We start from the raw sequence: 21304 nt of genomic DNA, 5'->3' as shown, positions 1-21304 counted from the left end.
CCTAGCGCGTTAACGTTTTTAAGATATCAGCAAATACACCCGCAGCCGTTACTTCAGCACCTGCACCATAACCACGAATCACAAACGGACGAGGTTGATAATACTGACTTAAAATTGCCAGTGCATTTTCACCGTCACGAATATCGTATAAAGCATGGCTGCTATCAACGGCTTCTATACCGACTTTGCATTGACCATTTTCAATAGTGCCCACATAACGAAGTACTTTACCTTCACTTGCAGCACTTTGGATGCGGTCGTTAAACTCGCTATCAAGCGATGGCAGTTTTGCCATGAAATCTGCTACAGAATCATCTTCTGCAAACCCTTTTGGTAAAACTGATTCAACTTCGATATCGCTTAGTTCTAATTCAAGACCAGATTCACGGGCAATGATCAGTAGTTTTCGAGCAACATCAGTTCCAGATAAATCATCACGCGGATCAGGCTCTGTAAATCCACTTTCTTTTGCTTTTAATGTTGCTTCACTAAGTGATAAACCATCTTGTAGTGCACCAAACATATACGATAATGAACCCGATAAGATACCGCTGAATTTAATGAGTTCATCGCCCGCACCAAATAGCGATTTAAGATTATCAAGTACAGGTAAACCTGCACCTACGTTTGTTTCGTATAAAAATTTACGATTATTCTTTTGTGTTGCTGCAACTAAATCTTGGTAGTAAGCATATGAGCTAGTATTGGCTTTTTTGTTAGCAGCAACAACATGAAAACCGGCATTCAAGAAATCCACATATTGCGCAGCAAGCTTATCGGCCGAACTACAGTCAACTATCACAGGGTTGATTAAGTGGTTTTGTTTTACAAATTGCTCCACCAAACTTAAATCAAATGCTTGCTCTGACTCGGCTAGTTTGTCTTGCCAGCCATTAAAAGCAATACCTTCGCTATCAAGGTAAAGCTGTCTTGAGTTAGCAACACCGTATAAGTTCAGCTTAATGTTACGCTTTTCAAGCCACGCTTGTTGTCGTTGTAACTGCTGAATAAGCTCTTGACCAACCAAACCACAACCAAGTAAAAAAACATCAATTGAAGGAATGTGGGTAAAGAAATTTTCATGGCAAACTTTTACAGCGTCGTTGCAAAACTCACCGTCGATGACCGCTGAAATTGCACTTTCAGTGGAATCTTGTGCAATTGCAACGATGTTAACCTGCGCTTGTGCTAACGAAGCAAAGAACTTAGCCGCTAACCCTTTGTGAGCACGCATGTTATCGCCTACTAAAGTGACAATAGCAAGGTTACGCTGCACTTGAACTGGTTCGATTAGGCCAGCTTGTGATTCTAATTCGAAAGCAGTCTGAAGTGCTTCAAGGGCAAGCGATAGGTCGCTTTCATGAACACAAAAACTGATGCTAAATTCACATGAAGATTGAGTGATTAAAACAATTGAAACATTGTCATGAGCAAGTGCATTAAATACTTTTGATGCCATGCCCACTTTACCTTTCATACCTGGGCCTGAAACAGTTAACATAGCAAGGTTTTGTAGACTTGATAGCGCTTTAACAGGCTCGTTAGATACACTGTCGTTACTGATCACTGAGCCTTCAGCACGTGGATTATGTGTATTTTTGATCTCACACGGCACACCCGCTTTGGCACAAGGTAAAATCGTTTTCGGGTGCAATACCTTCGCCCCAAAATAAGAAAGCTCCATCGCTTCTTTATATGATAGTGAATCAACCTTAGACGCTTTTTTGATATAACGAGGATCAGCATTATAAACGCCATCAACATCAGTCCAGATCTGACATACATCGGCTTCTAAACATGCTGCAGCAATTGCCGCTGAGTAGTCTGAGCCATTTCGACCAAGTGTTGTTAGCTCACCTTGTTCGTTAGCAGCAGTAAAGCCCGGCATGATATAAATAGTGCTCGGTGCAGCTTTTAGTGCTTCTTGAAAACGCAACTTACTTGCAGCCAAGTCAGCTTCAGCATCAATGTAGCCGCCCACAGAGGCAATACAATCAGTCGCTTCTAGATAGCGAGCATTGCTTTGTTTAAGCATGCACTCCATCAAAGCAACACTTACGCGCTCACCAAAGCTAATAGTATAGGCACGTACTTGGTCTGGGCAGCACTTTAAAAGTGCAACACCATCAAGTTTATTCTTCAGTTCATTCAAGTTAGGCCAACTTGCTACCTGACCAAAATCAGCTTCAACAGCAGCTTTTAGTTGTTCACAGCGCGCAGCCAATGCTTGCCATAGCTCACTAAAGTCCTGCCCATGTTCTGCAGTACTTGCTAACGCGACTAATGAATCAGTCATACCACCTGGAGCTGATAGCACTAACAGCATTTCATCGCGTAATTCTTCTTTGACTAACTGAGCTACCTGTTGCAAACATGCGTAGTCGGCCAAGGACGACCCACCAAATTTTAATACTCGCATTATTTATGTTTCCTCATTCCATAAACGAAAAAGGCCTGTGTTCTAGTGAACACAGGCCTATAAATTTGTTGCACCGACCTATGCCACTATCCAGTAAGGATGATGGTTGTAATAATAATGGTCGTTGCGTGATTAAATGTTTTCATAGACTCTAGACTGCCTTAAATGTAGTCAGGCTGTCAACCCTTAAAGAAAAGATAAATTATGCGTTTGTGTTATTTAAAAGATTAATGAATACCAAATTTATGCAAAGTTGCTTTTAGACGAACAAGTTCTATTGGTTTATCAATGAAATCAATGGCGCCCAACTTTACTACTCTTTGCTTCATTTCAGTCTGAATATCAGCCGAAATAACTATTACAAAGCATTCTATTTTCTCTGCTTTAATAGATTCAAGCACAGCGACTCCATCCAGTTCAGGCATGGTTAAATCTAAACAGAGTAGATCAAAATTATGTTCGCGCAGTAACGCAAGTGCTTCACGCCCATTGGTTGCTTGTTGAATATCTGCATTCAAGCAATCCCCTAAACAGCGCACTACCTGCTTACGGGCAATATTTGAGTCATCACAGACCAGTACTGAAAAATTAGGATTATTCATGAAATAAAAATCTTTGCTGTAGCAAATACAACATTAAAAAAGGCTAATGTTAAAAAAGTTAAAGGTGAAATAAATTTATAACACAATTTTTAAAGCGCAGTAAGGCTAAGCTTTTTCAAAAAATACTAACAATTTATAAATGTTCCAGTAAAAAAGGATATATTTATTTCTTTTTAACCATTTATTAGCTAACTTTAGAACTAGCTGAATGTATTACAATTGTCACCAAGGAGCTATGGATATTCCATGCTACAAAAAAGCCTGTCAAAAGAATTATTAACAAATGTGCTCTCTGTCTACTTTTTACTAACCTTCGTGGTGACGTGTGGACAGGTTATTGCTGAGTACGTTAATACAAAAGATTACATTCGCGACGAGTTAACTACTTTACAAAAAACATTTAGCCGTAGTTTAACCCGTGCAATTTGGGAACTGAACGATAAACAAACCATCACGACGGCTGAGGGCCTACTGGCAATCCCTATGATCGAAGGCATTATTGTGCGTGATGATAGTGGTGAGGTACTCTCACAATTAGGGCGTTCGTTAGATATTCATGAGCTTTACAGTCAACAGTTAGTTCAAGAAGAAGCAATTATCGAAGATACGCCGTCGGGTTTATTTGGTTATACATTCCCACTTATTTTTGAATTCTCGGGTAAAACAACCCAAGTAGGCGACGTAACCCTATTCTCAAGCCGTGAAGTGGTATTTAGCCGCATCATGATTTCTATCTATTTTTTAATCGGAAATGCGATGATCAAAACCACCTTTTTGATCATTCTTTTCTTACTCGCATTTAGAAAGCGCTTAACCGAGCCATTGGCACAGTTCACAGAACAAATTGAAGATCTAGAACTAAACGACTTAGAAGGTCGCCATATCGAGATCAAAACCGTTGAGCATAACGAATTAAAAGTAATGGAAGAATCTTTCAACCGCTTAATTGATAAAGTGGTACTTTACCGTGAAGAGCTCGAACATACCCAAAAAGAACTTTTGATAAGTAATGAAAAGCTCGACCAACATAACTTGCAGTTAGAACAAGAAGTCGCACGCAAAACATCAAACCTAAGCCAAGCTATGATGGACTTGCAGCAACAAAAATACGAGCTTGAAAAACAAAAGCTAACACTTACTGAAGAAATCGATTTACGTAAGCAAACTGAACAAGAGCTAATAACTAAGCAAACTGAGTTACAACGCTACCTTGATGAACTTAATATGGCACAAGAGCGCTTAGTAGGCTCAGAAAAAATGGCTGCGTTAGGCGGCTTAGTTGCAGGTATTACTCATGATGTTAATACACCTATTGGGATTGGTGTTACTGCAACTTCCTTTTTACAAGAGCGCTTAGACCAAATTGAAGCAGCTTACAAAGATAAGACTCTGTCGCCAAAAGCACTAGAAGAATTTATTAATGATGCTAAACAAAGCACCAGCTTACTCACCAGTAACTTAGACCGTGCTTCTGAGCTGGTTGCAAGCTTCAAGCAAATTGCAGTCGACCAAGCCAGTGAAGCGGTACGAACAATTAATTTTAAAGAGTATTTAGGTGAAGTGATCCGCTCTTTACATCCAAAACTCAAAAAAACATCGCATCACATTAATTTAGATTGCCCTGATGATTTAACGCTTAACCTACCTGCGGGTGCTATCAGCCAAATTTTCACAAACTTGATTATGAACTCACTCATTCATGGTTTTGAAGGTATTGAAAGTGGTGTTATTGATATTGTTATCAAAGAAGAAGATGACGAAGTTGTCATCGACTTTAAAGACAATGGTAATGGCGTATCAAAAGAGCAATTAGAAAAGCTTTTCGACCCATTCTTTACTACTAAACGCGACCAAGGCGGCAGTGGTTTGGGCACACATATTACCTTTAACCTCGTTAAACAAACCCTAAGTGGCGATATTGAGGTATCAAGCGAAGTCGGTAAAGGCTTGCACTACCATATTAGTTTTCCGAAAAACATGCCAAAACCTCTTTCAATGTTTAACTCATAAGCAAATAGAGCTGATGCCGAAATGATTCATTTCGGCATCAGTTTTTTATTGCTATGATTGGGCAAATTTATTGAAAGGATTAGCCTAATTATGTGGTTTAGTAACCTTATCTGTTACCGTTTTAAACAAGACGTTTCATACTCTCAAGAAGACTTCGACAAAGCCCTAGAGCAAGACCTGTTTCGTTCATGTACCGGCCAAGAGCTTTCAACTTTTGGTTGGACAAAAGCGTTTGGTAAGCATGGGCAAACCCTGTCTCACTTCTCTCAAGACAGCATTTTAGTATGCGCAAAGCGTGAAGAAAAAGTGCTGCCAGCTGCCGTTATCAATGAAATGGTTACAGAAAAAGTTGAGCAAATAGAAGCGGAAGAAAACCGCCCAGTTAAGAAAAAAGAAAAAGACGAACTAAAAGAAAATATTCTACACACGTTACTACCTCAAGCATTCAAAAAATCGAGCCTACAGTTTGCGTTTATCGACCAAAAGAATGGCTGGGTTGTTGTTAACAGCGCAAGCTTTAATAAAGCAGAAGAGCTTTTAGCCCTACTTCGTAAATCACTTGGCACACTTCCTGTCGTACCTGCATTTGCTAATTATGATTTAGATGTATTTTTAACTGATTGGTTAACTAATTTCAGTACGCCTGAAGGCTTTTCAATCGGTAACGATGCAGAACTTGAAGAAGCAGATGACAGTGGCGCTCAGGTTAAATTAAAAGGCCATGATTTATCATGTGACGAAGTTAAGTCTCATTTAGAAAATGGTAAGCGTGTAACTAAGCTTGCTCTTGATTGGCAAGAGCGCGTCAAATTCATGCTGCAAAACGATGGCTCGATTAAACGTTTAAGCTACTCAGAAACACTAAAAGAAGAAAACGCTGACATTCCAAAAGAAGATATGGCAGTAAAACTTGATGCTGACTTTATCTTAGCGTCAGAAGAAATTAAGCAAATGCTAGAAGAGCTGACTCAAGGCTTAGGCGACAAGGAAGATTTATAAAATTAACTCTTAGGTTAATTAACACTAAAAGCGCGACTAACTAAGTCGCGCTTTTTGTTTAAATTAGTCAGTAAAAATCGCTTTTACTTCGTTAAGCATATCGTGATATTCATCTTCACTGAACATATCAAGTGATTCAATCACGCCTTTATCCATGTAGGTTTGTAATGCTGCAGACTTATCAGAAACCTGTAAAATCCCTTCTAAAATTGCGCCAATACGAATGAAATCAACATAGCAGATATGTTCTGGACGATAGTTTGGATTTGCCCAACTTTCAGCAACTTCTACAAACTCATCAGTAAAGCCCCAAGCACGCATAATTGCACCACCTACTTTGCCACCTAATTTTTGGATAGCATGTGCAAGGAAACTTGGGTTTGCGAACACCTCTGGGTGCTTTTCGGCTTCAGTTAAAATTGGCAGTACACCAATGTTATAAACTAATGCCGCTAAGGTGATTGTGTCGCGATTAAGCGAGGTTTGCTTGTTTCTGCGTAAAAAGAAGTCCATTAAGGTAATTGAGTGGCACGCTACTTTAAGCGTTTTTTGCCATGCCTTGTCCATATAGCCTTTGATCAGCTCATTGTGCGATACAAACAGCTGTTCCATTGCCATTGCGGTAGCAATGTTTTTGATTTGACGAAGACCAATTCGTGTTACCGCTTGGTGTAGATTTGTGACTTTAACTGAGCGCCCCATAAAAGCACTATTCGCAACTTTGATCATTCGTGCTGATAATGCTGGATCATGAGAAATGACATCTGCCATATCCATCAAGTTTACCTCGGGATTATCCGCGGCTTGCCTAACCTTTACTGCAACTTCCGGTAAGGTAGGTAACACTAAAGTGTCGTTATTTATTCTGTCGACCAATATGGTCAGTAATGCATTTTCTGTTGACATATGTGTGCCATCCTCTTGGATTAGCCCGCCCAAACAAAGACAGACTAATGACTGACATTATTAGATTAGTTATAGTTTTAGTATTGTCTAACTTAGCGCTAAAGTTAAGAAATTCACAGAAATTATCTATTTTTATATTTTTTAACTTCCTAACTCATAAATAAATATTGCTTCTAGCGTAGTAAACTTGCCATATATATGTCAGGTTTGCTTTAATGCATAGACTTTTCGTTTTCTAAGCAATGACTCTCACTTTTTAACGGGCAAAAAAATGACATTAAATAAAATTAGCCAAGCACTTATCTTATCAGGTGCTGTTTTTCTTGGCGCATGTTCTGACGAGCAAGCTAGCACTTCTCAAACTAAGCCTGCTGCAGAGCAAACAAAACAAAGTACTGAACAAAACAACCCACAACTAATCAATGCAGAGAAAAGCCGTTTAGACATATACACAGACTTCACGCTTACTTCTGACCTAAGCCATTTAAGTGACAACCAAAAGCAAATGGTTGGCAAATTAATTGATGCATCAAAAATTATGGATGAGCTATTCTGGCGTCAAGCATTTGGTGATAACAAAGACGCTTTCCTTGCAAAAATTAATGATGAAAAAGTTCAGAAGTTTGCAGATATCAACTATGGCCCTTGGGATCGCTTAAACGGCGACCAAGTTTTCTTATCGGGCTATGAAGAAAAACCACTAGGTGCTGAATTTTATCCAAGCGATATCACTAAAGAAGAGTTAAACAACGCAACGGTTGATGACAAAACAGGTCTTTATTCGGTGATAAAACGTGACGAAAAAGGCCAGCTTTACAGTGTGGCTTACTCAGTTGAGTACGCACAAGAACTTGAAAAAGCAGCTAACTTGTTACGTGAAGCAAGTACGCTTGCTGATGACAAAGAATTCGCTAACTATCTTAGCATGCGCGCAGAAGCACTAGTAAGTGATGACTTCCAACCTTCTGATTTTGCATGGATGGATATGAAGAATAATCCAATTGACGTGGTTATTGGTCCTATCGAAACTTATGAAGATCAACTATTTGGTTACCGTGCAGCGTATGAATCTTATGTACTTATTAAAGATTTAGCATGGAGCGAGCGCTTAGCTAAATTTGCCGCTTTCTTACCTGAGCTACAAAAAGGTTTACCTGTAGACGAAAAATACAAACAAGAAGTCCCTGGCTCTGATGCTGACCTAAATGCTTATGATGTTGTGTATTACGCAGGCCACTCAAATGCAGGTAGTAAAACAATTGCTATCAACCTGCCAAATGATGAACAAGTACAGCTAGAAAAAGGCACACGTCGTTTACAGCTTAAAAACGCAATGCGCGCTAAATTCGATAAAATCTTAGTGCCAATTTCAGAGCAGTTAATTGTTCCTGAACAACGTAAACACATTACCTTTGATGCTTTCTTCGCAAACACTATGTTCCACGAAGTAGCGCACGGTTTAGGTATTAAAAACACGATCACTGGTAAAGGAACTGTTCGCCAATCACTCCAAGAGCATGCAAGTGCCCTTGAAGAAGGTAAAGCGGATATCTTAGGTCTTTACATGGTTGAGCAATTGCTTAAGAAAGGTGAGATCACAGAGGGCACATTAGAAGATTACTACATCACCTTTATGGCCGGTATCTTCCGCTCAGTGCGTTTTGGTGCATCAAGCGCACACGGTAAAGCGAACATGATCCGCTTTAACTTCTTCGCTGAAGAAGGCGCCTTCTCTAAAAATGCTGACGGCTTATACAGCGTTAACATGGAGAAAATGAGTCAAGCAATGGAGAAACTATCTAACCTAATCCTTACTATTCAAGGTGACGGTGATTACCAAAAAGTTGATCAGCTAATCGCAACTCATGGCGATATCAAAGCTGAACTAGCTAAAGACTTAGAAAAACTAAGCCAAGCTAACATCCCTGTTGATGTTACTTTCAAACAAGGTAAAGAAGTATTAGGCCTTTAAGGTTAATGCTTCTTTAATATTAAAAACGCTGCAATTGCAGCGTTTTTTATTGCCTGACCCCTAGTAAAACACGACTAGTGTGCGATGAAGTTCAAACCATATTTGGAGTTTAGCTCTACAATATCCCCGTTGATCAGCATCTTTTGAAACTCAGTATTAAAAGCTTCAATAAACTCATCGAGTTCGCGTTGCTTACTAAAGCCGTAGTAGCCCTGATTAACCGTCACCGGCGGCGATAACATTATGACTTTATCATCGATACCTAAGCTTTCGATCACAGGCATTGCTGCGCGAGGATGGGTAAGTATTAAATCAACTCGGTTATGCATCAACTGTAAAAAACTAGCCCGCACATTACCCACTTCAGATAGCGATAAGTTTGCCTCGTTACGTTTAAATTCAGGACCATAGTTCCAACCTCGAATGGTACCAATAATATCTTTTCGTAAACTGGCAAAGTTTCCAACCCAAGTCACATCATTGTTCTTTTTGGTATATAAAACAATCGGGTCTTCGTAAAAAGGTAAGTCACTAAATTGCATATACTGCTGACGTATAATAGATTTGTAAGGACCTATAATGGCATCAGCTTGACCTTGCTCTACCATTTTTAAAGCGCGTTTTAGTGGCATGATATCGATAACCAACTCGTGCCCTAAACGCCTGCAAATTTCGTGGGCAATATCGGCACCTAAGCCAACCACTGTGCCCTGTTGATCTTGTTCTAAAATCGCAGGAAAATGACTACCAACAAAGTAATAGCTTTTTGCTAAACACGAAAAAGAGCTCAGAATAAGCAACATGGCAAACACTGTGTGTTTCATTTATTCTGTACCCCTTTACGCATCACTCATTTAGCTTAGTCCAATCTTACTAGAACAAATAGTTTAAAAATGCGCTTTTAATGCGGAAATTTGTTCATCAGTGTAAGGCACTGCGGGTAATTTTCCCCAAACTGGTGTTGGCCAAGCCGCATCGGCTGTAAAACGTGCAATATGATGAACATGTAATTGCGGCACCATGTTACCCAATGCCGCCACATTTAGTTTGTCTGGGTTGAATACCTGTTGTAATAGTTTACTGAGTTTGCCCGATTCTTGTAATAAGGTAATTTGTAGTTCTTCAGAAAGATCAATAATTTCTTTAACACCAGCGACTCTTGGCACTAAAATAAACCAAGGGTATTGGCTATCATTCATCAGCAATACTTTACACAGTGGCCAATCAGCAAGTTCGATGCAGTCGCGTTGTAATTCTGGGGCCAAAGAAAACGGCGTGTCAGTATTTTTCATCAATAAATCCTTTGATATTGGGTAAACATACCCTACTTTATAGCATTTTGTTGCAGTTGACTAAGCTTACCATTACCATCGTTGCAGTTTTTATTCGAGCGAAGGTACTCCTGTGCTAAAAAAAATTAAATCTCTCTCACTTGCTTTGCCAGTCGTGGCAACAGCATTCAGTGTGACCGCTGACCCCCTCACTCTTGAACGTATTTTTGACGATCCAAGCTTAGCAGGCAAAGCCCCTGTACAACTTAAATTTTCTCCAGACGGCAGTCGTGTAACTTACCTGCAAGGTAAGACGGATGATTACAACCGCTACGACTTATGGGAGTACAATTTAAAAGATAACAAAAACCGCCTATTAGTTGATTCTGCAGCACTATTTTCTGGTCCTGAAAACTTATCTGACGAAGAAAAAGCACGTCGTGAGCGCCAGCGTATTTTTGGCAAAGGGATTTTAGAATATAAATGGTCAAAAGATGGTAAAGCGCTTTTATTCCCGCTTAATGGCGACCTTTACTATTATGAGCTTAATTCAGCTAAAAGCCGTAAATTAACGGACACAGAAGCATTTGAAACCGATGCGCGTTTCTCACCAAAAGGGCACTATGTGTCATTTATTCGTGAGCAAAACCTGTACGCTCTTAACTTAAAGACGGGTCAAGAAATCCAATTAAGTAAAGATGGCGGCGGCGTAATTAAAAATGGTATGGCCGAGTTTGTTGCGCAAGAAGAAATGGGCCGTATGACTGGCTACTGGTGGTCAGGTGATGAATCTAAAATCGCTTATACCCGTGTTGATGAGAGCCCAGTAAAAGAAGCTATTCGTAATGAAATTTACGCTGATGAAGTAAAGCTTTTCAACCAACGCTACCCGTTTACTGGTACCGACAACGTTAAAATCCAGTTAGGTGTTGTGAGCATCAACAATCAAAAAACCGACTGGGTTGATTTAGGCGACGAGCAAGATATTTATATTGCCAGAGCTAAATGGTTAAAGGATAACAAAACGCTTTCTTACCAGTGGCAAGACCGCTCGCAACATAACTTAGAATTACGTTTTTATAATAGCGAAACTAAAAAGCAAACAGTTGCCCTAAAAGAAACCAGCGATACTTGGATTAACCTGCACTTTGATTTGCAGTTCTTAAACGATAAAAAACATTTTGTTTGGGCATCTGAGCGCGACGGTTTTAAACACCTTTATTTATATCGCACAAACGGTGAAATGATCCGTCAAATCACTCAAGGTGAATGGGTAGTTGATAGCTTAAAAGGTATCGACGAGAAAAAAGGCATCGTTTATTTTGCGGGTCGTAAAGACACAGCTCTCGAGAGCCACCTTTACAGCGTACCGCTATTCAAAAAAGGCGAAATTAAACGCGTAACTGAGCTTGGTGCTTACCACAATGTAGTAATTGCTAAAGATAACAAAACCTTTATCGATAACAGCTCATCAGTGAATAAGCCTGGCTCTGCGGCATTACGTAAAATTAATGGCGAATTTATCACTTGGCTTGAAGAAAACAAGTTAGATAAATCACACCCATTAACGCCTTACCTAGCTGATTTAATCACTCCAGAGTACGGCACGTTAACGGCTGAAGACGGGCAAATCATGCATTATCGTTTATTCAAGCCAACTAATTACCAAGATGGTAAAAAGCACCCGGTTATTGTTAACGTTTACGGCGGTCCTCATGCCCAACGTGTAACGAACAGCTGGCGTAGTAAAAACTTGTACTTCCAGTACATGGCACAACAAGGCTATGTTATTTTCCAACTTGATAACCGTGGTTCATACAACCGTGGTAAAAAGTTTGAAGACGTAATTTATAAACATTTAGGTGTTGCAGAAGTAGCAGATCAAATCAAAGGCGTTGAGTTTTTACGTACCCTTGATTACGTTGATCCTGAGCGTATTGGCATTTATGGCCACAGCTACGGTGGTTACATGGCGCTTATGACCATGTTTAAAGCGGGCGATTACTTCAAAGCGGGTGTTTCTGGAGCGCCAGTAACTGATTGGGCACTCTACGACACTCACTACACAGAGCGTTATGTAGGTCACCCTGCAACGAATGCTAAAGGTTACGAAGCAAGTGCTGTTTTCCCTTATGCTGAAGGTTTAAAAGGCCCGCTGATGATTTATCACGGGATGGCTGATGATAACGTGTTATTCACTCATGCCACTAAGTTATTCAAACAACTGCAAGATCAAGAAAAGCAGTTCGAAATGATGACTTACCCAGGCTCAAAACACAGTTTACGTGGCAAAAGCGTACAAACGCACTTACACCAAACTATCACAAGTTTCTTTAACCGACACTTTAACGTTGAGTAATCACTTTTAATTTCGGTAACTTAGACTAAAGGCTGATTGTTAAATCAGCCTTTTTTTTGTCTCAATGTATTCTACTATTTAACTAGATTTTCGACCTATTTTGGCTACGCTTAATACATTGCTCTTAAGAGCATGACGAAGGAATACACATGAATTACTTACGCCGTTTTACGATCTTTCAGCGCCTCGCCATGTTAGTGAGTGTGGTAGTGATAGGTTTAATATTTTTGAGTGTCTCAAGTTTGATGCAGCAGTTTAGCTCGCTAAAACAAGAGCAATACATAAAAACCAAAAACCTTGTTGAGTCTGCTCACTCTATTATCGAGCATAACTATGCTTTATTCGAGCAAGGTAAGCTGAGTGAACAACAAGCCAAACAAGCAGCCCTCGAAACAATTTCTGCACTTCGTTACGACGATAACAATTACTTTTGGATTAATGATTATCAACCCGTTATGGTCATGCACCCATTTAAGCCCGAATTAAATGGTAAATCACTAGCCGGCAGTAAAGATCCAGACGGCGTGCCGTTATTTGTCAACATGGTTAATATTGTCAAAAAACAAGGTGAAGGTTTTATTCCCTATAAATGGCCAAAGCCAGGTAAAGACGAGCCAGTTGATAAAATTGCCTACGTAAAAGGCTTTGATAAATGGCAATGGATTGTAGGCTCTGGTGTCTACATCGATACCATTGAAGAGGCATTCTCTTCGCTACGTAATCATGTGATTATTACCGCGCTAGTGATCATTGCCCTACTAGTTGCGCTAAGCTACCTAATTGCCAATAGCATTCTTCGACCGACACAACTTGCTGCCGACATGATGAAAGACATATCACAAGGTGAAGGCGACTTAACCCAAAAGCTTGATGAAAATGGCAATGATGAAGTATCTCGTTTATCGCGCTACTTTAATTTGTACACCGCAAAAATGCGTGAGTCACTGAAACATGTTGCCCACAATGCAGATCAAGTAAATCAGTTTGCCCATAGCGTTGATGATGCCAGTAAAACAAATCACTCTTTTATTGAGCTACAAAACGACAGCTCGACTCAAGTAGCAACCGCAATGGAACAAATGACTCATCAAATTCACGATGTCAGTCAAAATGCCGATCAAGCTGAGCATGCCGCTAATGAAGCCGCGCAAAATGCAGAAGCGGGTAAGCAGGTTCTTAACAAGACCATTACCGCCATTGAGACCCTGTCGCATAATATTGAACAAGTTAGTAAGGTAACAGCCGACCTCGCTGCAGAGAGTAACAACATAGGCTCAGTACTTGATGTTATCCGCAGCATTGCAGAGCAAACCAACTTACTGGCACTCAATGCAGCCATTGAAGCAGCACGTGCTGGCGAGCAAGGTCGAGGCTTTGCTGTTGTAGCTGACGAAGTACGTACATTAGCAAGTCGCACAGGTAAAAGTACTGACGAAATTCAAGCCATGATCAGTAAACTACAAACCGGCGCACAAGCTGCTGTTGATGCTGTATCGGCAAGCCAACAATTATCAAGCGAAACCGTTTCACAGGCAGGTGAAGCAAATAGTTCACTGAGTGAGATTGAGCGACTTGTCACTATTATCAAAGATATGAACAGCCAAATCGCCCGCGCTACCGAGCAACAAACCAGCGCCGCAGATGAGGTTAATTTACGGATTAATGAGCTTTCGCAATCAACTGAGCAATCACTGTCGAATACCGAAGGGCTTTCAAACGCCAGTGAAAACTTAAAGCAAAGCTCACAAGCGTTAAGTGATGTCGTTAACCGTTTCAAGCTCGACTAACACCACAAAAAAAGCCCCGCACAGCTGTGCGGGGCTTTTCAAACTTATAGCTTTTAGCTTATAAACAATAACGAGCGAATAAGCTGCTTACTGTTGCTGCGGTAGGCTTACCATGTTGCCAATCACCGCCTTCTACACCACTGCCTGCGATGTCCATATGAACATACGGTAATGGCTTTTCAGATTCAGTGCCATGTTTATCTAAACCACCGACAATCGCTAAGAATGCCATTGGGAATTGGTGACCACGAGCTGTCACTGCAGAAGCTGCATTGTTACTTGATAATACATCGTCAGCTAACGTGCGAGGGCGAATGAAGTCATAATCTTCACGACGGCTGCGTGATACTTCTGCACCATCAGCCCATAAATCGCCTAGGTCAGCAATTTGACGAGAAATTTTAGCTGCACGAGCAGGACCATTTTCAACATACGCACTGTAAGGGCCCATAGCACGTGCTGCGTGGCCTGTTAGAGTTGCAACAGTGAATAGCTCAGGGTTCACTTCGTTTAGGGCGCGATCTTTCATTTCGCTTAGTAAGTCGCCCATTGCTAAACGACCTTCAGCATCTGTGTTACCGATACGAACACGAACACCTTCACGGCTGGTAATGATTTCATCCGGTACGAAACAATCAGAACCAATTGAGTTACGAACTACGGCTAAGTAAGCAATTACTTTTACGCCTTTAGGAGCAAAGTCAGCTACTGATTTCATAAAACCTGCAACCGAAGCTGCACCGCCTTTATCGCGGCTCATACCTGCCATAAAGCCACCCACTTTAAGGTCTGCACCACCGGTATCGTAAACTAAACCTTTACCAACAAACATTAAGGTGCGCTCAACGTCGCCTTCAGGAACATACTCTAGCTTTACAACTCGTGGGTGATGACGCTCAACAGCGTAAGATGCGCGTGCTACGGTGCTCATCATTGGGTAATCTTTATCGATGGTATTGATATCTGAAATCACTTCTACAGACACCTTACTACCTGCAAATAACTCAACGCAATAATCCGCAAAACGAGGTGGTGCCATACGCTCAGGTTCTGTACCACATAAGTCACGTGCAGCGTATTGACCTGCTGCAATGGCATTAAGGGCTTTGCTCATCGCGTCATCTGCGCCCACTAAGCTAATTTGGCTGATTGGTTCAATCGCCTGACCGTGGAACTCACGTGCTTCAAGAGGTTGCCACAGCGCTTGGCAAGCACCTAAATACGCCACTTCAAGGGCATGCTTGTAACGGCTGTCTTGATTTACATTTGCAAGTAAAATAGCAGGCTGAGTGCTACCCGATGCTTTCGCTTCTAGTACACCTTGCTTTGCCGCGTCAAAGTAACGACGTACATCATCATAATCACGGTTTAGAGGACCTGTAGGCGCTAAAATAACACGTTTTGAGTCAACTACAAGTAATGTTACTTGTTTGCCAATACGCGCGTCTACAGCTTGTTGAGTGTTAATAGCTTGGCTTAAGCTTGCGTCCGCTAAAGAAGAAAAATCATCACCGATAATAATCAATGCATCGTGATCTGCATCCGCTAATTGAGGGGCTGCAACTGCATGAGGGTATGCCATAAAAAAGGTCCTGCTGTTAGAAACATAGGACCTTATTATCATTGATTTAGAGCGCTATTGCCAGCCAAGTAAGATAGCTAACTATAAGGCTGGCAAGCTAAGTTTACTGCTCTGTAACCTGTGTTGAATCTTTACGATGTTTAACAATCACAGACCAAGCTTCAAGCATAACCAGAACACTCACTACCAGTACTAACAAATCAAGTGTCACCAGTAACCAGTTACCTTGTTGGTAGTATTCACCAAGTTTGATAACACCAGCAAAGAACGCCATAACTAATACGAAGCTCATTGGGATCAAGGTGTATTTAGCCGAACGATTCGCTTTAATTAGCATTACCGAGATAACCAGTAAGGTTAAGCTTGCAAGGATTTGGTTAGTCGAACCGAATAACGGCCAAATGATCATACCGCCGCTACCGTCAGCACCACCAGCACCAAAGGCAAGTAATAAACAGCTAAGTACTGCAACTAGCGTAGCTACAATACCGTTACGAATGATACTGATATTATAAATATCGCCCCACTCTTGGATGATATAACGCTGCAGACGCACGCCAGAGTCCATCGTAGTGCCCGCAAACAACACAACCATTACAGCAAGTAAGGTTGATGCCACTTCTTGTGAGATACCCCAACCATTTTCAATTAAGTTAGCGCCACCATTAATGAAGGCGCTCACACTACCGGCACCTAAGTGACTGTATATTTCGTGCCATTCTTCTGGTGATACCGCAAGTGCAACACCACTTACTGCAACCAATGTAATAAGCGCAAGCATACCTTCGCCTACTGCACCTAAGTAACCAACAAAGCGACCATCAGTTTCTTTATTAAGCTGCTTAGAGCTAGTACCTGATGACACAATACCGTGGAAACCAGATACCGCACCACAGGCTATGGTCACGAATAGCAATGGAATAATACTTGGTGTATCTACCGCCGTTTGGGTATTAAACGCAGGCGCTGTGATATCAGGCATTGAAATAAATACCGCACCATAAAGCAGCACTAATCCCACTAATAACTGCATACCGTTGATGAAGTCACGTGGCTGTAACAGCATCCATACCGGCAATAATGAAGCAATAGCCGCATAAATAAATAAGATAATGATCCAGTTCGCATTAGCACTTAAGCCGAACATTTCATCAGGTAACGCAATCGGCATGCTACTACCAAGGTAAATGGTATAATAAAGAATCGCTACACCGATTAAACAAAGCGGAATTAACGACACTTTACGGCGTAGCAACTGGCCAATTACTAAGGCCACAACAATCGCTGACCAAGCAGGGAATACCGCGTTAGGCTGTGATACAAATGATTTGGCTATTACCACACCGAATACCGCATTCACCATCAGCAGCACTAAAAACACCACAATCATAAATAACGCACGGGTGCGTTTACCGATTACGCTTTCAGATAAAGCGCCCATTGATTTGCCTTTGTTACGCGCACTGGCCCATAGAGCCCCCATGTCGTGAACACCAGCAAAAAAGATAGTACCAAATACCACCCAAAGTACCGCAGGCACCCAGCCCCAATATACGGCAATCGCAGGGCCAACAATTGGCGCAGCACCTGCAACAGAGGTGAAATGGTGGCCCCATAACACAACTTTGTTGGTTGGCACATAATCCACACCATCCTCAAGTTCATGAGCTGGTGTGATAAAATTATCATCCATTTTAAATATTTTTTCGGCGATGAATTTCGAATAAAAGAACCATCCGAACAACATACCGACTATTCCGAGCAGCACGATTACGACCGATTGCATAGTCATCTCTCTTTTTAAGTTATAATGTTGTCTAAGGTGTTGAACTAGATAGGCCTAGCACCCCAACTAGACACTAACAAACTTTCAAGCACCAAGGTGTTAACCTTTAGTCTAATATACTCAGCTGAAAATGCTCATGCGCTTGGCTCTTTATTCCGACACCTATCCCTAGCAGGCGCACTGGCTGGTTATTACCTCGCTCATAGGCTTTGCTCATTAACTCAGCAAAAATGCGTTCGTCTAATTGGTGGTGGCTTTGATCGGCACTGGTGACAACAAAGTTGGCAAATTTTACTTTTACCGATAACTTATTGATGCAGTTGCTTAATTGCTGTTTATCAAGGCGACGAGTTAATTCGTCCATCAAACGAGGTAACTGGCTTAAACACTCGTCTAAATTATTTTTATTGTATTCATAGGTATGCTCAACACTGAGTGACTTACGTACTCGCTCAGTCGAGACTTTGCCAACGTATTCACCTGCACACTTTTGATATAATGACACGCCAAAGTTACCAATGTGTTGCTGCATCCAGTTAACCCCTTTCGCGCGCACATCAGCCCCTGTGTAAAGCCCTTTAAGTTGCAGCTTTTCTAATGTCACCTTGCCAACGCCGGGAATTTTGCCAAGCGGTAAACTCGCCAAAAAGTCATCAACTTGATCAGGCAATACGACAAACTGACCATTAGGCTTGTTTTCATCACTGGCAATTTTGGCAATAAATTTAATCGGTGCAACGCCTGCTGATGCGGTTAACCCCGTCGTATCATAGATTTCTTGGCGAATTTGCTGTGCCATCAGCGTAGCACTGCCCCTACAAGCAGTACTGTCGGTTACATCTAGATAGGCTTCATCTAAAGATAAAGGCTCAATAAGGTCAGTATACTTTGCAAAAATAGCACGAATTTGCGTTGAGATTTCTTTATAGACCTGCATTCGTCCAGGCACGATAACCAAATCAGGACATAATTGCTTGGCATGATAGTTAGACATCGCCGAGCGAACACCATATTTACGGGCAATATAGTTGGCTGTTGAAAGCACTCCGCGACGACTATTACCGCCTATAGCCAGTGGCACATTGGCAAGCGCGGGGTTATCACGCATCTCTACAGCTGCATAAAAGCAGTCCATATCGATATGAATGAATTTTTTCATCAGGAATACAACAACTGTTTATATATACAGTTATTGTATTTAAACTTTCTGAGAGTGCAAGCTAAGAGGTTTGGCTTGTTTGTTGGTTTGGCTTTTTACGGCTGATAAGCCGTGAACCAAATAACCAAAACGCGGCTTCTAATAACAAGCCCACGACAATTAAAGCGATAAATCCTGACATTGTGCCCATGCTATAACAGAGCAAAGCTAGAGCAAGTAAGATGAAAAGTGCGATCCACTTTATCACCCTCAAGGTTAGTTGCTGCATAATTAAGGTCCTTTAATGTGTGTTCATTTTGCTCACACTTTACGTAAGCGTGAACTTATAAATCTAGCACAATCTACTGACTTTTCTAATTTCCTTGAGCTAAAAGCAGCATATTGCTAACCTAAGTTTTCTCACAATCAACTAAGATTTACTATGCAATCGTTTATAGAACAACATCCTATCAGAACAAAAATTAATGTTGCATGGGGTGAAATGGATGCCCTGCAACACGTCAATAATGTGGTGTATTTTCGTTACTTTGAAACTGCCCGTATCGATTTTTTTACTCAACTAGGCTTTCTTAAAGATTTACAAGTAACAGGTGTCGGCCCGGTGATCAGCGAAAACAATGCTCGCTATAAACGTCCGGTGACATTTCCTGATACAGTGCATGTTGGTGTTAAGATTAGTGATATTGAACAAGATCGTTTTATGATGCATTACACTGTATTTAGTGAGAGCCAAGACACAGTAACAACAATTGGCTCATCACAAGTGGTTATGTTTAATTTTAAAACGGGTAAAAAAGCCCAGTTAAATGATGAGTTATTAACTGCACTTAAAGCCCATTCTAGCGATTAACAAGGATCTATTATGCTATATAGCCCACTTGGTCGAAGTGGTATTGATGTATCTCGTGTCTGCTTAGGTAGCATGACATGGGGTATGCAAAACAACCAAGCCGATGCCGATGAACAAATCGCCTATGCATTAGATAAAGGCGTTAACTTTATTGATACCGCAGAAATGTATGCCGTACCACCTTCTCCAGACACCTACGGTAAAACAGAAGAGATCATCGGTAATTGGTTAGCGCGTAATAAAGACAAACGTGATGACCTTGTCATTGCAACTAAAATTGCAGGTAACGGCTTACCTTGGGTACGCGATGCAGGCGACATTACCCGTCAGGGGGTGGTTGAAGCCGTCGATGCTTCACTTAAACGTCTCCAAACTGATGTTATAGACTTATACCAATTACATTGGCCAAACCGCACTTCACCACACTTTGCTAAACAATGGCCTGGCATCGTTCGTTTTTCAGAGGCAAACACTGAGCAAAATATCGCTGGCATGTTAGATATTCTCGAAGGTCTGAATGACTGTGTAAAGGCAGGTAAGATTAAACATTGTGGTTTATCGGACGATACCCCTTGGGGCATTAGTCAATACCTGCGTTTAAGTGAGCAACACAATCTACCGCGTATGGTATCGATTCAAAACGAATTTAGTTTATTGCACGCTAAAGATTGGCCATATTTAATAGAACAATGTATTCACGAAGATATCGCTTATCTGCCTTGGTCACCCCTTGGTGGCGGCATGCTAAGTGGTAAATACTTAAATGGCGCACGTCCTGAAGGAAGCCGTTGGACACTAGTGCAACGTAATGGCCTATTCAGAGACACACCACAATCACAAGCTGCGATTGCTGACTATGTTGAAATTGCTAACGCCTTTAATTTAACACCTTCACAACTCGCACTTGCTTGGTGTAATCAAGTAGATGGCGTTAGCTCAACAATCATAGGCGCAACATCTATGGTGCAGTTAAAAGAAAATATCGATGCTTTTTCAATTGACTTAACAGATGAAGCCCTTGAAAAAGTGGCACAGGTATTCAAAAACTATCCAATGCCTTTCTAAGTAAAAAGCCCTGCAGTTAATTATGCAGGGCTTTAACCACACAATGAACTTAGTTAAAATCGATACCCTGCTTGCAAAGTTATACTTCTACCTGGCTCAACCCATGTTGCATACATTCCTGACGGTGCGAACGACATATCTGTACTGTAGCTACTAGTCATCTTGTCAGTTAAATTTTTACCTAACAATGCAACAGACCATCCAGACTCTAAATCCATTAAACCGAAACGCATATTGACTTTGCCGTAGCCACTTTGCGCTGTATATGGATTTAGATCGTAATTAGTGAAATAACGCGATTTAAATTCACTCTCAAGATTAAAAGTAAACTCCATCGCTGAACCAAACTCTTTAATATAATCAAGGTTAATACTGCCCGACCATTTAGGCGCATACGCCCCTGTTTTACCACTTAAGTCACAGGTTTTACCTGAGCTTTCAAGGTTTGATGGTTGATACATCGCACTGTTAAAACATTTGGCACCTGTAAACTCATCCCAGCTAAAATCAAGATACGCAATATTGCCTGACAACTGC

General features: G+C 41.1%; 17 protein-coding genes. 7 read left to right on the top strand and 10 right to left on the bottom strand.

What is annotated here, in order from left to right; genetic code table 11:
- Position 1: 1 nt before the first annotated feature.
- Together thrA and J8Z25_RS04115 are read right to left on the bottom strand one after the other, a co-directional pair.
- Entirely contained in the window at positions 2-2419 is a 2418-nt protein-coding gene (thrA, locus tag J8Z25_RS04120) for a bifunctional aspartate kinase/homoserine dehydrogenase I (protein WP_250661714.1), read from the bottom strand.
- A gap of 227 nt (positions 2420-2646) precedes the next feature.
- Positions 2647-3021 (bottom strand): response regulator, encoded by a 375-nt coding sequence (locus J8Z25_RS04115; protein WP_250661713.1) that lies wholly within the window; start codon positions 3019-3021, stop codon positions 2647-2649.
- 246 nt (positions 3022-3267) lie between these two features.
- Here J8Z25_RS04115 and J8Z25_RS04110 point away from each other — a divergent pair, with 246 nt between their 5' ends.
- Both J8Z25_RS04110 and rdgC read left to right on the top strand, forming a co-directional pair.
- Positions 3268-5031 (top strand): sensor histidine kinase, encoded by a 1764-nt coding sequence (locus J8Z25_RS04110; RefSeq protein ID WP_130049563.1) that lies wholly within the window; start codon positions 3268-3270, stop codon positions 5029-5031.
- Positions 5032-5121: 90 nt separating this feature from the next.
- The gene (gene rdgC / locus J8Z25_RS04105; protein ID WP_250661712.1) at positions 5122-6030 is read left to right on the top strand and encodes a recombination-associated protein RdgC; all 909 of its coding nucleotides are present in this window, start codon (positions 5122-5124) and stop codon (positions 6028-6030) included.
- A gap of 63 nt (positions 6031-6093) precedes the next feature.
- Here the strand turns inward: rdgC and J8Z25_RS04100 are convergent, their stop codons facing one another.
- The gene (locus J8Z25_RS04100) at positions 6094-6936 is read right to left on the bottom strand and encodes an HDOD domain-containing protein (RefSeq protein ID WP_058586211.1); all 843 of its coding nucleotides are present in this window, start codon (positions 6934-6936) and stop codon (positions 6094-6096) included.
- A gap of 271 nt (positions 6937-7207) precedes the next feature.
- On the opposite strand from J8Z25_RS04100, the gene J8Z25_RS04095 reads away from it, so the two are divergent.
- Positions 7208-8908 carry a dipeptidyl-peptidase 3 family protein gene (locus J8Z25_RS04095; RefSeq protein WP_130049565.1) on the top strand — a complete coding sequence of 567 codons (1701 nt, stop codon included), beginning with the start codon at positions 7208-7210 and terminating at the stop codon, positions 8906-8908.
- Positions 8909-8982: 74 nt separating this feature from the next.
- Here the strand turns inward: J8Z25_RS04095 and J8Z25_RS04090 are convergent, their stop codons facing one another.
- Both J8Z25_RS04090 and J8Z25_RS04085 read right to left on the bottom strand, forming a co-directional pair.
- Entirely contained in the window at positions 8983-9732 is a 750-nt protein-coding gene (locus J8Z25_RS04090; protein WP_130049566.1) for a substrate-binding periplasmic protein, read from the bottom strand.
- A 63-nt stretch (positions 9733-9795) separates the two neighbouring features.
- Positions 9796-10200: an HIT domain-containing protein gene (locus J8Z25_RS04085; RefSeq protein WP_167658147.1), complete on the bottom strand. Its 405-nt coding sequence runs from the start codon at positions 10198-10200 to the stop codon at positions 9796-9798.
- Between the two features lie 112 nt (positions 10201-10312).
- Between J8Z25_RS04085 and J8Z25_RS04080 the strand changes: the two genes are divergently transcribed.
- Both J8Z25_RS04080 and J8Z25_RS04075 read left to right on the top strand, forming a co-directional pair.
- A complete protein-coding gene (locus J8Z25_RS04080) occupies positions 10313-12538 on the top strand; it encodes a S9 family peptidase (protein WP_130049568.1) in 2226 nt (741 codons plus the stop codon).
- A 149-nt stretch (positions 12539-12687) separates the two neighbouring features.
- A complete protein-coding gene (locus tag J8Z25_RS04075; RefSeq protein ID WP_130049569.1) occupies positions 12688-14325 on the top strand; it encodes a methyl-accepting chemotaxis protein in 1638 nt (545 codons plus the stop codon).
- A 58-nt stretch (positions 14326-14383) separates the two neighbouring features.
- On the opposite strand, the gene J8Z25_RS04070 is transcribed toward J8Z25_RS04075, so the two are convergent.
- The 4 genes from J8Z25_RS04070 to J8Z25_RS04055 form a co-directional block, all read right to left on the bottom strand.
- Positions 14384-15907: a M17 family metallopeptidase gene (locus J8Z25_RS04070; RefSeq protein ID WP_167658149.1), complete on the bottom strand. Its 1524-nt coding sequence runs from the start codon at positions 15905-15907 to the stop codon at positions 14384-14386.
- Positions 15908-16010: 103 nt separating this feature from the next.
- The gene (locus J8Z25_RS04065) at positions 16011-17693 is read right to left on the bottom strand and encodes a carbon starvation CstA family protein (protein WP_250661711.1); all 1683 of its coding nucleotides are present in this window, start codon (positions 17691-17693) and stop codon (positions 16011-16013) included.
- Between the two features lie 106 nt (positions 17694-17799).
- The gene (dinB, locus tag J8Z25_RS04060; RefSeq protein ID WP_130049572.1) at positions 17800-18852 is read right to left on the bottom strand and encodes a DNA polymerase IV; all 1053 of its coding nucleotides are present in this window, start codon (positions 18850-18852) and stop codon (positions 17800-17802) included.
- Between the two features lie 61 nt (positions 18853-18913).
- Positions 18914-19120, bottom strand: coding sequence for a hypothetical protein (locus tag J8Z25_RS04055; RefSeq protein WP_054562678.1), 207 nt, complete (start codon positions 19118-19120; stop codon positions 18914-18916).
- A gap of 153 nt (positions 19121-19273) precedes the next feature.
- Here J8Z25_RS04055 and J8Z25_RS04050 point away from each other — a divergent pair, with 153 nt between their 5' ends.
- Positions 19274-19702 carry an acyl-CoA thioesterase gene (locus J8Z25_RS04050; RefSeq protein ID WP_130049573.1) on the top strand — a complete coding sequence of 143 codons (429 nt, stop codon included), beginning with the start codon at positions 19274-19276 and terminating at the stop codon, positions 19700-19702.
- A gap of 12 nt (positions 19703-19714) precedes the next feature.
- Positions 19715-20767, top strand: coding sequence for an aldo/keto reductase (locus J8Z25_RS04045; protein ID WP_250661710.1), 1053 nt, complete (start codon positions 19715-19717; stop codon positions 20765-20767).
- 53 nt (positions 20768-20820) lie between these two features.
- Here J8Z25_RS04045 and J8Z25_RS04040 read toward each other — a convergent pair whose 3' ends face one another.
- Complete coding sequence (locus J8Z25_RS04040) at positions 20821-21300, bottom strand: hypothetical protein (RefSeq protein ID WP_250661709.1); 480 nt, start codon at positions 21298-21300, stop codon at positions 20821-20823.
- Positions 21301-21304: the final 4 nt, after the last annotated feature.

This window comes from Pseudoalteromonas sp. SCSIO 43101, assembly GCF_023650775.1.
GTDB lineage: Bacteria > Pseudomonadota > Gammaproteobacteria > Enterobacterales > Alteromonadaceae > Pseudoalteromonas > Pseudoalteromonas apostichopi.
This window is presented reverse-complemented; position numbering and strand designations above follow the sequence as displayed.

What these genes read in the sequence shown, in the direction of transcription:
- dinB (WP_130049572.1), bottom strand. Translation starts at nt 18,852, where the DNA reads ATGAAAAAATTCATTCATATCGATATGGACTGCTTTTATGCAGCTGTA.
- thrA (WP_250661714.1), bottom strand. Translation starts at nt 2,419, where the DNA reads ATGCGAGTATTAAAATTTGGTGGGTCGTCCTTGGCCGACTACGCATGT.
- J8Z25_RS04110 (WP_130049563.1), top strand. Translation starts at nt 3,268, where the DNA reads ATGCTACAAAAAAGCCTGTCAAAAGAATTATTAACAAATGTGCTCTCT.
- rdgC (WP_250661712.1), top strand. Translation starts at nt 5,122, where the DNA reads ATGTGGTTTAGTAACCTTATCTGTTACCGTTTTAAACAAGACGTTTCA.
- J8Z25_RS04055 (WP_054562678.1), bottom strand. Translation starts at nt 19,120, where the DNA reads ATGCAGCAACTAACCTTGAGGGTGATAAAGTGGATCGCACTTTTCATC.
- J8Z25_RS04085 (WP_167658147.1), bottom strand. Translation starts at nt 10,200, where the DNA reads ATGAAAAATACTGACACGCCGTTTTCTTTGGCCCCAGAATTACAACGC.
- J8Z25_RS04065 (WP_250661711.1), bottom strand. Translation starts at nt 17,693, where the DNA reads ATGCAATCGGTCGTAATCGTGCTGCTCGGAATAGTCGGTATGTTGTTC.
- J8Z25_RS04090 (WP_130049566.1), bottom strand. Translation starts at nt 9,732, where the DNA reads ATGAAACACACAGTGTTTGCCATGTTGCTTATTCTGAGCTCTTTTTCG.
- J8Z25_RS04050 (WP_130049573.1), top strand. Translation starts at nt 19,274, where the DNA reads ATGCAATCGTTTATAGAACAACATCCTATCAGAACAAAAATTAATGTT.
- J8Z25_RS04115 (WP_250661713.1), bottom strand. Translation starts at nt 3,021, where the DNA reads ATGAATAATCCTAATTTTTCAGTACTGGTCTGTGATGACTCAAATATT.
- J8Z25_RS04045 (WP_250661710.1), top strand. Translation starts at nt 19,715, where the DNA reads ATGCTATATAGCCCACTTGGTCGAAGTGGTATTGATGTATCTCGTGTC.
- J8Z25_RS04095 (WP_130049565.1), top strand. Translation starts at nt 7,208, where the DNA reads ATGACATTAAATAAAATTAGCCAAGCACTTATCTTATCAGGTGCTGTT.
- J8Z25_RS04100 (WP_058586211.1), bottom strand. Translation starts at nt 6,936, where the DNA reads ATGTCAACAGAAAATGCATTACTGACCATATTGGTCGACAGAATAAAT.
- J8Z25_RS04070 (WP_167658149.1), bottom strand. Translation starts at nt 15,907, where the DNA reads ATGGCATACCCTCATGCAGTTGCAGCCCCTCAATTAGCGGATGCAGAT.
- J8Z25_RS04075 (WP_130049569.1), top strand. Translation starts at nt 12,688, where the DNA reads ATGAATTACTTACGCCGTTTTACGATCTTTCAGCGCCTCGCCATGTTA.